The sequence below is a fragment of the Microbacterium sp. A8/3-1 genome, assembly GCF_040267695.1.
Taxonomy (GTDB): domain Bacteria; phylum Actinomycetota; class Actinomycetes; order Actinomycetales; family Microbacteriaceae; genus Microbacterium; species Microbacterium luteolum.
Genome location: NZ_CP158357.1, coordinates 458,921 through 471,242 on the forward strand (window position 1 = coordinate 458,921; position 12,322 = coordinate 471,242).

A 12,322-nucleotide genomic window follows, 5' to 3' on the forward strand; every position below is an offset into this window, starting at 1 on the left:
CCCGCATCCGGTAAAGTAGTCCCTTGGTGCGTATGCCGTCCCGTCCTCGTCGGTCGGAGCGGAGAGCCTTGCTTTCGCACTCGTCGTCCTGCGACGCATGCAAGCAACAGTCTTCCCGTGAGATTCTCGGAGCCGCGTGCTCCCCAACGAAACAGGTATGAAGTGGTTTACGCAGTAGTGCGCGCCGGTGGGCGGCAGGAGAAGGTCGAGGTCGGCACGATCGTTCAGCTCGACCGTGTCAAGGCTGCCCAGGGCGAGAAGATCGAGCTTGCCGCTGTGCTGCTCGTCGACGGCGCCACGGTGACCACCGACGCTGACAAGCTGGCGAAGGTCAAGGTCACCGCCGAGGTCATCGGCAACCTCCGCGGCCCGAAGATCATCATCCAGAAGTACAAGAACAAGACCGGTTACAAGAAGCGTCAGGGCCACCGCCAGGAGCTCACGCGCGTCAAGATCACCGGCATCAAGTAAGCCAGAGGGGACTAGGACATGGCACATAAAAAGGGCGCAAGCTCCACCCGTAACGGTCGTGACTCCAACGCTCAGCGCCTCGGCGTGAAGCGCTTCGGCGGTCAGCAGGTCCTCGCCGGCGAGATCATCGTCCGCCAGCGCGGCACGCACTTCCACCCCGGCGTCAACGTCGGCCGTGGTGGCGACGACACGCTGTTCGCTCTGGCCGCCGGTGCGGTCCAGTTCGGCGCGAAGGGCGGCCGCAAGGTCGTCAACATCGTCGCCGCTGCTGAGTGATCACAGCGCGACACTAGTCATCCGGACGGGGCGGGCTTCGGCTCGCCCCGTCCGTGTATCTGCCCGCCGGGACTTCGGCGGGCGGCACAGAACCAAACAGGAGGAGATCGAGACATGGTCACGTTCGTCGACACCGTGACACTGCACCTGCGTGCGGGCAAGGGCGGCAACGGCTGTGTCTCGGTGCACCGCGAGAAGTTCAAGCCTCTTGGAGGTCCGGACGGCGGGAACGGCGGCGACGGCGGCGACGTCGTGCTGGTCGCCGACCCGCAGACCGGCACCCTGCTGTCGTACCACCACTCGCCGCATCGCAGCTCGGGCAACGGCGGACCCGGCATGGGCGATCACCGCTCCGGATTCCTGGGCGAGACGCTCGAGCTCCCGGTCCCCGTCGGCACCGTCGTGAAGAACACCGCCGGCGAGGTCCTGATCGACATGGTCGAGCCGGGGGAGCGCTTCGTCGTCGCCGCCGGCGGTCAGGGCGGTCTCGGGAACGCGGCCCTCGCCACGACGAAGCGCAAGGCGCCCGGGTTCGCGCTCCTCGGCACCCCCGGGTACGAGGGCGATGTCGTCCTCGAGTTGAAGACCGTCGCCGACATCGCTCTGGTGGGCTACCCGTCCGCCGGCAAGTCGAGCCTGATCGGTGCCATCTCGGCCGCCCGGCCCAAGATCGCCGACTACCCGTTCACCACGCTGCACCCGAATCTCGGCGTCGTCCAGTCGGAGAACTTCCGCTACACCGTCGCCGACGTCCCCGGCCTCATCGAAGGCGCGAGCGAGGGACGCGGACTGGGTCTGGAGTTCCTGCGCCACGTCGAGCGCTGCACCGTGCTGCTGCACGTGCTCGACTGCGCCACGCTCGAGCCCGGCCGCGACCCGATCTCCGACCTCGACATCATCCTCGCCGAGCTCGCCGCGTACGAGGTGCCCGAGGGACAGACGCCTCTGCTCGAGCGTCCGCAGATCATCGCCCTGAACAAGATCGACGTGCCCGAGGCGCGCGACCTCGCCGAGATGGTGCGCCCCGACCTCGAGGCACGCGGATTCCGCGTGTTCGAGATCTCCACGGTCTCGCACGAAGGACTCCGCCCGCTCACCCTGGCTCTCGGCGAGCTGGTCGAGAAGCACAAGGCCGAGGCTGTCATCGCGACTCCGAAGGAGCGGGTCGTCATCCGCCCGCGCGGGTCGAAGAAGGACTTCTCGATCCGGGTCGAGGGCGGCACGTACGGCAACATCTACCGCGTCCTCGGCGACAAGCCGGTGCGCTGGGTGCAGCAGACCGACTTCCAGAACGAAGAGGCCGTCGGATACCTGGCCGATCGCCTCGACAAGCTGGGCGTCGAGCTCGAGCTCTTCCGCGTCGGCGCCGTGCAGGGATCGACCGTCGTGATCGGCGAGGGCGACAGCATCGTGTTCGACTGGGAGCCGACGATGAACTCCGCCGCCGAGCTGATGGCCGCGCCCCGAGGAACCGACCCGCGTCTCGCGCCGAACGAGCGTCGCACGACGACGGAACGTCGCGCCACGTACTACGAGCGCATGGATGCCAAGGCCGCTGCTCGTGCGGAGGTGGAGGCTCAGCGCCTCGCGGCTTACCGCGAGGACGGCGAGTGACCGCACGCACCCGCGCCGACCTCGCGACGGCGTCTCGCATCGTCGTGAAGGTGGGATCCTCGTCGGTCAGCGGCGAGTCCTCCTGGCGGATCCCCGTGCTGGTCGAGGCCCTCGCCGCCGCACACGCTCGCGGCGCGGAGGTCGTGCTGGTCTCGTCGGGTGCCATCGCCACCGGCATCCCCTTCCTGCGCCTCGATGCTCGTCCGACGGATCTGGCGACGCAGCAGGCCGCGGCCGCGGTCGGGCAGAACATCCTCGTGTACCGGTACCAGGAGTCGCTGCGTCCCTTCGACATCGTCGCGGGACAGGTGCTGCTCACCACGGGCGATCTGGAGAACCCGACGTCGCGCTCGAACGCCCGCCGCGCGATGGAGCGTCTGCTCGGCCTGCGCATCCTGCCGATCGTCAACGAGAACGACACCGTGGCGACGCAGGAGATCCGATTCGGAGACAACGATCGGCTCGGTGCCCTCGTCGCCCAGCTGATCGAGGCGGACGCGCTTATCCTGCTCAGCGACATCGAGTCGCTCTACACGAAGCCCCCGTCCGATCCCGGAGCGGAGCCGATCGACATCGTCGCACCGGATGCCGACCTCACCGGGCTCGAGTTCGGCGCGACGGTCGTGAACAGCGTCGGGACCGGGGGAGCGGCGACCAAGGTCTCCGCCGCGCGTCTCGCTGCGGCATCCGGCATCGGCGTCCTGGTGACCAGCGCCGACCTCGTCGACAAGGCTCTCGCCGGCGCTGAAATAGGGACCTGGTTCGAACCGGCCATCTCCTAAACTGGGCGGATGACCGACCAGACCCCGCAGGTGCGCCTGGAGCGCGCCAAAGAGGCGTCTCGCGCCACCGCAGCCCTCACCAGCGACGACAAGGTGCGCGCTCTCGAGGCGATCGCCGTGGCTCTCGAGCAGAACAGTGCCCGCATCATCGAGGCGAACGCACGCGACATCGCACGCGGGCGCGAGGACGGCATCGGCGAGTCGCTCATCGACCGGCTGCGGCTCGATGAGAAGCGCGTCGCGGCTCTCGCCGCCGCGGTGCGTCAGGTGTCCTCCCTTCCGGATCCGGTCGGCCGTGTCGTGGGCGGGCACCGCATGCCGAACGGTGTGGCTCTGGAGCAGGTGCGCGTGCCCTTCGGTGTGGTCGGAGCGATCTACGAGGCCCGCCCCAACGTGACGGTCGACATCGCGGCTCTGGCGCTGCGGTCGGGCAACGCGGTCGTGCTGCGCGGCGGGAGCGCCGCGCGCGAGTCCAACACGGTGCTGGTCGAGGTCATGCGCGACGCACTCGAGGGCGCGGGAGTCACCGCCGAGGCGATCCAGACCGTCGACGACTTCGGTCGCGACGGCGCGAAGGCGCTCATGAACGGCCGTGGCTACATCGATGTCCTCGTCCCGCGCGGAAGCGCCGGGCTGATCGAGACCGTGGTCACCGAGTCGACGGTCCCGGTGATCGAGACCGGCGCGGGCAACGTCCACATCCTGCTCGACGAGACCGCGCCCGACGACTGGGCGCGCGACATCGTCGTGAACGCCAAGGTGCAGCGTCCGAGCGTGTGCAACGCGGTGGAGACGGTTCTCGTGCACCGGCAGGCGGCCCCGCGGCTCATCCCGCTGGTCGCCAGCGCGCTGCAGAGCGAAGGCGTCGCGATCCACGGCGACGACATCGTCGCCGGTCTCGTCTCGAACGTGATCCCCGCCACCGAGGAGGACTGGGCGACGGAGTACCTCAGCCTCGACATCGCGATGAAGGTCGTCGATTCGCTCGATGAGGCCCTCGACCACATCCGCCGGTACAGCACGGGCCACACCGAGTCGATCGTCACGACGGATGCGCGCAACGCGGAGCGGTTCCTCGCGGAGGTCGACTCCGCCGTGGTGATGGCCAACGCCTCGACCCGTTTCACCGACGGAGGCGAGTTCGGATTCGGTGCGGAGGTCGGCATCTCGACGCAGAAGCTGCACGCTCGCGGTCCGATGGGGCTCTCCGAGCTGACCAGCACGAAGTGGCTCGCGCGTGGATCGGGTCAGACCCGCGGCTGAGGGCTAGACTGGGGGACGCTGTCCCGCTCAGGATCCCGAAGAGCACGCCACGAAACGGAGTCACGATGAACCTCGTCGCACAGATCGCGATGGCCGCCGCCGAAACAGAGCATCACGGCAACGTCCAGCTCGAGACGCTGATCTTCGGGGTCATCGCCATCATCGTCTTCGCCTTCCTGGCTCTGGTGACCCTGTCGTACAAGAACGTCGCCAACCGTCATTCCGCGAAGGCCGAGGCCTGGGCCGCGAAGCACGGCAAGGACGGACACGAGGCAGGACACGGCCACTAGGCCCTTCATGAATGCTGCTGCGACCACGCGCACCCCGCGCATCGGCGTGATGGGCGGAACGTTCGACCCCATCCATCATGGCCATCTGGTCGCCGCGAGCGAGGTCGCGCACTCCTTCGATCTCGACGAGGTGGTGTTCGTCCCGACCGGCCATCCGTGGCAGAAGTCCGACGTCACCCCCAGCGAGCACCGCTATCTGATGACGGTGATCGCCACGGCATCCAACCCGCAGTTCACGGTCAGCAGGGTCGACATCAATCGTGAGGGACCGACCTACACGATCGACACGCTCCGCGATCTGAAGCGCGATCGGCCCGATGCGGAGCTGTTCTTCATCACCGGAGCGGATGCCGTAGCGCAAATTCTCAGTTGGAGGGACCATGATGAGTTGTGGGAGTTGGCCCACTTCGTCGCGGTCTCTCGCCCAGGACACGTCCTGAGCACCGACGGCCTCCCGAGCGACAACGTCAGCCAACTGGAGGTACCGGCACTGTCGATCTCATCGACGGTCTGCCGTGAACGCGTTCGCGACGATCAGCCGGTCTGGTACCTGGTCCCCGACGGAGTCGTTCAGTACATCGCGAAGCATCATCTGTATCGGAGCAAGGCATGAGTACTTCGGATCAGCAGGATCACGGTCCGCTGACGCGCAAGCAGCTGCGGGAGATCCGCCTGACGGGTTCCACGCCCGTGATCACCCCGGAAGAGGCGGCGGCAGCGGCCGAGACGGCCCCGCCCGCGCCGCCCCTGCCCCGCGCCTCGGAGCCGGTGGAGATCCCTCCCGCCCCCGCCGTCCCCGACGCTGTCGATGATGCGGGCGTCCCGCTGACGCGTCGCCAGGTCCGCGAGCAGGAGCGGATCAAGACCGGTGCTGTTCCCGTGGGCGAAGAGCATGCCCCTGTGCAGGATCAGGCGCCCGCGACGCCCGAGGTCATCGAGCCCGAGGTCGTCGAGCCTGAGGTCGTCGAGCCCGCAGTTGTCGAAGCTGAGGTCGTAGAGCCGGAAGTCAGCGCTCCTGAGACGGTCGAGCCGCAGGCCCCAGAATTCGCCGTGCCGACCCCGGCACCCGCATCGTCGGGCATCGTCTCCGGCGTCCCCGACTTCTCCACTCCCGCCCCGGCCGACACGGCGGGCGACGACGATGACATCGACGACGAGATCGTCGTCGAGCCGGTCCGTGCCTCCGAAGCGTCCGACTCCGTGGGAGCCGTTCCGCTCGAGGTCGTCGAGGAGCCGGCGGATGCCGACCGGCAGGACGACGTGGCCGCCGTCCTCGGCCTCTCAGCGGAGAGCAGCGACCCCACGACCGACGATGTGCTCGCCGATGTCGAGGACGCCGATGACGATGACGTCGCCGCGGATCCTCGCCCGACCGTCAACCCCGCCTTCGGCGAGGGCGTGCTGGCGGATGCTCCTGATGTGCATGCACCGTTCCGCCCCTCGTTCGACGAGCTGCTCACGGTGGGCGACTCCACCGGTTCGCAGCACTCCGCACCGAACGCGCTGATCTTCACCCCGTCGCCGGGGGAGGGATCGCTCTCCGGTCCCGTCGCCTCGACGGGTGAGATCCTGGTGACCGGGTCATACGAGCTCCCGAAGGGCCTCGGCTCGCAGGGCCACGCGCACGGGACCACCGACGGCAAGGACGTCGACGCAGTGCTCATCGACGGCGAGCTGCCGCCGGCATCATCTCCGACTCCGATCGCCGCGAGCTCCGCGGTCAGCACCATCAAGCCCGCCGGCGAGGTCATCCGACCTCCTGCTCCGGAAAAGGGCAACAAACTCATGCTCATCCTGGCGATCGTCGCCGGGGGCCTTGCACTCGCTCTGGGTGTCGCCCTCATCTTCGCCTTCACAACGAATGTGTTCTGATGCAATCACCTGAAACCGCCGAAGAGATGCTGCACCTCGCAGCACAAGCCGCCATCGACAAGGGTGGTGAGGACCTCGTCGCGCTCAACGTGTCGGAGCCGCTGCCGCTCGTCGACATCTTCCTTCTCGTCACCGGAAACAGCGAGCGCAACGTCGCCGCGATCGCCGATGAGATCGAGGACCGGCTGATCGAATCGGGCCATAAGCGCGTCCGCCGAGAGGGTCGTGCCGAGGCACGCTGGGTTCTCCTCGACTTCGGCGACCTGATCGTCCACGTCTTCCACCAGGAGGAGCGGGTCTACTACGGCCTCGAGCGCCTCTGGAAGGACTGCCCCGTCGTCCCGATCGACGTCGCCGAGCCGGCTGCGGATCGTCCCTGACGTGCAGACGCACCTGATCACCGGTGCGGGCTCCGGCATCGGCGCTGTCCTCGCCCGCCGGCTGCTCGCTCGCGGAGATCAGGTCGTCGCGGTCGCGAGAGACCTCGGTCGCGCCCGCGCGATCGCGGCGGAGCTTCCCGGTGTCTCGACGCTGGTGGCGGACCTCGCGAATCCTGGCCGCATCTCCTGGGCGCTCTCGAAGCAGAACCTGCCGGAGCGCATCGACTCTGTGCTGCACGTGGCGGGTGTCGTCGACCTCGGCGCGGTGGCCGACCTTCCGCCGGCGCTGTGGGAGCAGCAGCTGGCCGTGAACCTCGTCGCACCTGCCGAGCTCACGCGGCTCCTCCTCCCGGTGCTGCGCGTGTCACGCGGACAGGTGGTGTTCGTCAACTCGGGCGCCGGTCTGCATGCACACGCCGGGTGGTCGGCCTACGCCGCCTCGAAGCACGGGCTCAAGGCGCTGGCCGACGCCCTGCGGGCGGAAGAGGTCGAGCACGGTGTGCGCGTCACCTCGATCTTCCCCGGACGCACGGCCACGCCGATGCAGGAACGCGTGCATCAGCAGGAGGGCAGCGAGTACGTGCCCGAGCGCTTCATCAGTGCGGATGCCGTCGCGACGACCATCCTCACCGCGCTCGATCTGCCGCGTGATGCGCAGATCACGGATCTGACGGTGCGCCCCGGCGTCTGAGCCGGGTCAGGCCGTCAGACGCGTCCTCCGCGACAGCATCCCGCGCTCTGCGCGCGTCTGCGGAGGGATCGCCGAGAGCAGTGAGCGCGTGTACGGATGCGTGGGATTCCGGTAGACCTCTTCCGTGGCGCCGATCTCGACCATGTGGCCCAGATACATCACGGCGACGCGGTCGGCGATGTGCCGCACGAGCGAGAGATCGTGCGCGATGAAGACGATGGACATCCCGAGGCGCTCGCGCAGATCGCAGAGCAGGTCGATGATCTGCGCGCGGATCGACACATCGAGCGCGGAGACCGGCTCGTCGCACACCAGCACGTCGGGGTCGAGGGCGAGAGCACGGGCGATGCCGATGCGCTGGCGCTGACCGCCGGAGAACTGATGGGGGAAGCGCGACGCCATCTCCGGGGTGAGTCCCACGAGTTCGAGCAGCTCGGCGACGCGGTCGCGCCGGCTGGACGGACTCCCGGTCCGTGTGGCGGCGAGAGGTTCGGCGATGATCTGCTGGACGGTCATCCTCGGATTCAGCGACATGTACGGGTCTTGGAAGACCATCTGCACGCCGCGACGGAGGATCCTGCGATCGCGCAGCCGTCCTCGCGTCACGTCCTCGTCGCGGTAGCGCAGGGTCCCGGCGTCGGGGGAGTCGAGGCCGACCAGCATGCGCGCCAGGGTCGACTTGCCGCTCCCGGACTCTCCGACGATCGCGAGGATCTCGCCGCTGCGCAACTGGAGGTCGACGCCGGCCACGGCAGCCACGCGGTGCGCGCGACGCCCGCTGCCGGAGCGGAAGGTGCGCTCGAGGCCGCGGCCGTCGAGGATCGGGGTGGAGCCGTCGTCCTCGACAGCAGCACTCACGTCCTGCGGCACGGCGTTCAGCAGCTGCAGGGTGTACGGATGCTGGGGTCGGGTGAGGACATCGTCGGCTCTGCCTGCTTCGACGATGCGCCCCGTGCGCATGACGGCGACATGATCAGCGACCTCCATCACGACGCCGAGGTCGTGGGTGATGAGCAGCATGCCCATGCCGAGTCGATCGCGCAGCGAGAGCAGCAGGTCGAGGATCTGCGCCTGGACGGTGACGTCGAGCGCGGTCGTCGGCTCGTCGGCGATGATGAGGTCGGGCTCGAGTGCGATCGCCATCGCGATGAGGATGCGCTGACGCTGGCCGCCCGAGAACTGATGCGCGTAGTCGTGCACGCGCTTCTCCGGGGTGGGGATCCCGACGAGCGTCAGGAGCTCGACGGCGCGCGCCAGAGCTGCGCGCCGGCTGTCCGGCCGGTGGGCGCGGATGAGGTCGACGATCTGATCGCCGATGCTGAGCACAGGATTGAGGGCGGAGAGTGCATCCTGCATCACGAGACTGACTTTGACGCCACGCAGACGGCGGTGCTGCTCGGGGGAGAGGGCGAGCAGGTCGGTGGAGCCGAGCGTCATGCTCGTCGCCTCGACGTCGCCGTTGTCGATCAGGCCCATGATCGCGCGGGCCGTCATCGACTTGCCGGACCCTGACTCGCCGAGCAGAGCGAAGACCTCGCCTTTGCGCACCGTGATGTCGATGTCGTCGACGACACGGTTCGGACGCCCGTCCGTGGACAGCGTGACTGTGAGCCCGCGGACGTCGAGGACGACGCCGTTCTCCGGCGGTGACGTGTTCTCCATGCTTGCCATCATGCCAGGAGCGTACCTCTGAATTGTTTCGAACAGGAAACATCTCAGCCGAATTTGTTCAGCAAGGTTGATATTTGCGCCGAAATCATCGAGATTCGAGAAATCTCCCACGCGTCGATCGGGAGAGGCATCCGCATCACCGAACCGAAGGAGCGCATTCGTGCTCGAAGAAGCAGACCGCTACAGCGGCTACACCGCCTACGACTACCTCGAAGCAGGCAAGGACTACCGCGAGTTCCGCTACGCGAAGCAGATCGGCCGCGTGCCGGCATACGAGGGACTCGAGCTCAGCGACACCCAGAAGGAGCGCACCGAGCGCCTGTTGCGCGAGGAGACCGTCATCTCCCTGCACGAGCATGTGCAGGTGTTCCCCGAGGACATGGGCGAGCTCCGCGACCACATCCGTCAGGGCCGCGAACCCACCGGCTACCAGGGGCTGGCGCGCTCTGGTCTCACCGCCGTCTTCGACAACGGCATGGACGGCACCTGCTGCATCTCCAGCGACGCCGGCTGGAGGTATCAGGACGTGCTCTTCGACCTCGGCGTGCGCATGGCCGACCTCGCGCACCAGGACTTCGTCATCAAGGCCGAGTCGATCAAGGACATCCGTTACGCGGCGGAGACCGGTCGAGTGGCCCACATCTTCGCACTCGAAGCGTCGACGATGATCGAGAACGAGGTCGATCGCCTGGACGTGCTGTACGGTTTCGGCGTGCGCCAGATGGGCATCGCCTACTCGGAGGCGAACATGCTGGGCGGCGGCCTCAAGGAGCGCGGCGACGGCGGCCTGACGTACTTCGGCGAGCGCGCGGTCGAGCGCATGAACAAGCTCGGCATCGCGATCGACATCTCCCACTCGGGCGACCAGACGTGCCTCGACGTGATCGCGCACTCCCAGAAGCCGGTGTTCATCACGCACGCCGGTGCGCGCGGCCTGTGGCCGACGAACCGCATGAAGACCGACGAGACCATCATCGAGTGCGCGAAGCGCGGCGGTGTGATCGGCATCGAGGCGGCGCCGCACACGACGATCTCGCCGCAGCATCCGAAGCACTCGCTGGAATCCGTGATGGACCACTTCCAGTACTGCGTCGACCTGGTCGGTCTCGAGCACGTGAGCTTCGGTCCGGACACGCTCTTCGGCGACCACGTCGGACTGCACGACGCCTTCTCGTCGAACCTGTCCCTCGGCCAGGCGCACGCCAACGTCGAGTACGAGAAGCAGCCGTACGTCGACGGCATCGAGAACCCGGCCGAGGCGTTCTACAACATCATCGGCTGGCTTGTGAAGCACGACTACTCCGACGACGAGATCCGCGCCGTCGTCGGTGGGAACACCATGCGCGTACTCGAGGAGGTTTGGGTCTGATGAAGCACAGCAAGTACCTCGCACTCGGCGCCGCCGCGGCTCTCGCCGTCGGTCTCGCCGCGTGCGCCCCCACGGCTCCGGAGCCGGGCGAGACATCCGGAAGCACCGGTCCGAGCGATGAGACGCTCAGCATCGGCACGACGACCGACGTCGTGAACTTCAACCCGGTGCTCGGAAACAGCCGGACCGACTCCTGGATCACGAACCTGATGTATCCGCACCTGCTGAGCATCAGCGAGGACGGCACCAAGGAGGCCCACGTGGCCACCGACTGGGGCTACGTGGACGACACGACCGGGTTCTACGAGATCCGCGACGACCTCACGTGGAGCGACGGCGAGCCGCTCACCGCCGAGGACGTCGCCTGGACCCTGAACGCGGTCAAGCGCGATCAGGCGCCCGGGACGTTCTTCGGGCAGCTGGGCAACCTCGACACCGCGACCGCGGTCTCGGACACCCGCGTCGAGCTCACACTCACGCAGCCGGACTCGTCGATCATCGAGGAGATCGGGTTCTGGGGCGTCGTCGTGCCGAAGCACGTCTTCGACCCGAAGGGCTCGATCGCCGAGTTCGCGAACGACGGCAGCGACGGCGGCTGGGTCGGCATGGGCCCGTTCGTCCTGAGCGACTTCCAAGTCGGCCAGCACTACACGCTCGAGCGTGTCGAGGACTACCCGCTCGTCGAGGGCGGCGTGCCCGGCCCCGCCGAGGTCGTCTACCGCGTGTACCCCGACGTGAACACCGAGATCCTCGCGCTGCAGAGCGGCGAGATCGACGTGATCGCGAACGCCCTTCCGCCGGCGCAGGTCGAACAGCTCAGCAGCACCGACGGGCTGCAGGTCATCGAAGCGGCCGGACTCGGCTACGCGCACCTCGTGTACAACATGGAGAAGCCGGACCTCGCGAAGACCGAAGTGCGTCAGGCCCTGGCGCATGCGGTGGACTACGACGCGATCCGGACGGTGGTGCTGCAGGATCAGGCCGTCTCGACCGGGTCCAGTGCGCTGATGCCGGTGCTCGCGAAGTACTACGACGATTCGGTGAAGGAGTACGAGTTCGATCCCGAGAAGGCGCGCTCTCTCATGGAGGACGCCGGATACACGGCGGATGCCGGCGGCAACTTCCCGGTCTCGTTCCGCCTGATCTACTCGCTGCAGGACAGCGTCACCAGCCAGTGGGCGCAGATGGTGAAGGACTCCGCGGCCGAGGCGGGCATCACGATCGAGCTCCAAGGCACCGAGCGGAACACGTACCTCTCGATGACCAGCGAAGGGGACTACGACATCTATGCGGGCAACTTCGCCATCATGGACGACCCGGTGACGAACTTCGCCCTGTCATACCTGCCGGGTGGAGCGATCAACTACACGCACGTCGACGACCCCGAGCTGAACGCCCTGATCGAGGAGGGCATGGTCACCTTCGACGAGGACGAGAAGATCTCGATCATGCGCGATGCGAACAAGATCGTGCACGAGCAGGTCTACGACAACATCATGTACACGCAGAACCTGTTCTTCGCCGCCAGCGACGAATGGGCCGGCTTCATCTCGAAGCCGAGCGAGCTGCTCTCGATCGTGAACCCGCTCTCGCTCGCGAGCGCGCACCCGGTCGAATAACCACTGAAATCTCGAGGAAGGTCG

The 12,322-nt window shown here is 67.4% G+C and carries 13 protein-coding genes; 12 read left to right on the forward strand and 1 reads right to left on the reverse strand.

What is annotated here, in order from left to right:
- Positions 1-162 precede the first annotated feature (162 nt).
- The 10 genes from rplU (at position 163) to ABS642_RS02330 (ending at position 7,639) form a co-directional block, all read left to right on the forward strand.
- A complete protein-coding gene (gene rplU, locus ABS642_RS02285) occupies positions 163-471 on the forward strand; it encodes a 50S ribosomal protein L21 (RefSeq protein ID WP_046012653.1) in 309 nt (102 codons plus the stop codon).
- Positions 472-489: 18 nt separating this feature from the next.
- Complete coding sequence (rpmA, locus tag ABS642_RS02290; RefSeq protein ID WP_028501603.1) at positions 490-747, forward strand: 50S ribosomal protein L27; 258 nt, start codon at positions 490-492, stop codon at positions 745-747.
- 114 nt (positions 748-861) lie between these two features.
- Positions 862-2,361: a GTPase ObgE gene (gene obgE, locus ABS642_RS02295; RefSeq protein ID WP_350352107.1), complete on the forward strand. Its 1,500-nt coding sequence runs from the start codon at positions 862-864 to the stop codon at positions 2,359-2,361.
- Positions 2,358-3,143 (forward strand): glutamate 5-kinase, encoded by a 786-nt coding sequence (gene proB, locus ABS642_RS02300; RefSeq protein WP_282216863.1) that lies wholly within the window; start codon positions 2,358-2,360, stop codon positions 3,141-3,143. Before obgE ends, proB begins: the two co-directional genes overlap by 4 nt.
- Positions 3,144-3,152: 9 nt before the next feature.
- Positions 3,153-4,406: a glutamate-5-semialdehyde dehydrogenase gene (locus ABS642_RS02305; RefSeq protein WP_282216864.1), complete on the forward strand. Its 1,254-nt coding sequence runs from the start codon at positions 3,153-3,155 to the stop codon at positions 4,404-4,406.
- Positions 4,407-4,471: 65 nt separating this feature from the next.
- The gene (locus ABS642_RS02310; protein WP_136056449.1) at positions 4,472-4,696 is read left to right on the forward strand and encodes a hypothetical protein; all 225 of its coding nucleotides are present in this window, start codon (positions 4,472-4,474) and stop codon (positions 4,694-4,696) included.
- Between the two features lie 7 nt (positions 4,697-4,703).
- The gene (nadD, locus tag ABS642_RS02315) at positions 4,704-5,309 is read left to right on the forward strand and encodes a nicotinate-nucleotide adenylyltransferase (protein WP_282216865.1); all 606 of its coding nucleotides are present in this window, start codon (positions 4,704-4,706) and stop codon (positions 5,307-5,309) included.
- Positions 5,306-6,568, forward strand: a complete 1,263-nt coding sequence (locus ABS642_RS02320; protein ID WP_350352108.1) for a hypothetical protein — start codon at positions 5,306-5,308, stop codon at positions 6,566-6,568. Before nadD ends, ABS642_RS02320 begins: the two co-directional genes overlap by 4 nt.
- Entirely contained in the window at positions 6,568-6,948 is a 381-nt protein-coding gene (gene rsfS / locus ABS642_RS02325; protein WP_350352109.1) for a ribosome silencing factor, read from the forward strand. The genes ABS642_RS02320 and rsfS overlap by 1 nt, the downstream gene beginning before the upstream one ends.
- 1 nt (position 6,949) lies before the next feature.
- A complete protein-coding gene (locus ABS642_RS02330; RefSeq protein WP_350352110.1) occupies positions 6,950-7,639 on the forward strand; it encodes an SDR family oxidoreductase in 690 nt (229 codons plus the stop codon).
- Between the two features lie 6 nt (positions 7,640-7,645).
- Here ABS642_RS02330 and ABS642_RS02335 read toward each other — a convergent pair whose 3' ends face one another.
- Entirely contained in the window at positions 7,646-9,313 is a 1,668-nt protein-coding gene (locus ABS642_RS02335; protein WP_350352111.1) for an ABC transporter ATP-binding protein, read from the reverse strand.
- A 157-nt stretch (positions 9,314-9,470) separates the two neighbouring features.
- Between ABS642_RS02335 and ABS642_RS02340 the strand changes: the two genes are divergently transcribed.
- Both ABS642_RS02340 and ABS642_RS02345 read left to right on the forward strand, forming a co-directional pair.
- Positions 9,471-10,679 (forward strand): membrane dipeptidase, encoded by a 1,209-nt coding sequence (locus ABS642_RS02340; protein WP_350352112.1) that lies wholly within the window; start codon positions 9,471-9,473, stop codon positions 10,677-10,679.
- On the forward strand, positions 10,679-12,298 hold the full coding sequence (locus tag ABS642_RS02345) for an ABC transporter substrate-binding protein (protein WP_282216871.1): 1,620 nt from the start codon (positions 10,679-10,681) through the stop codon (positions 12,296-12,298). Before ABS642_RS02340 ends, ABS642_RS02345 begins: the two co-directional genes overlap by 1 nt.
- Positions 12,299-12,322 lie beyond the last annotated feature (24 nt).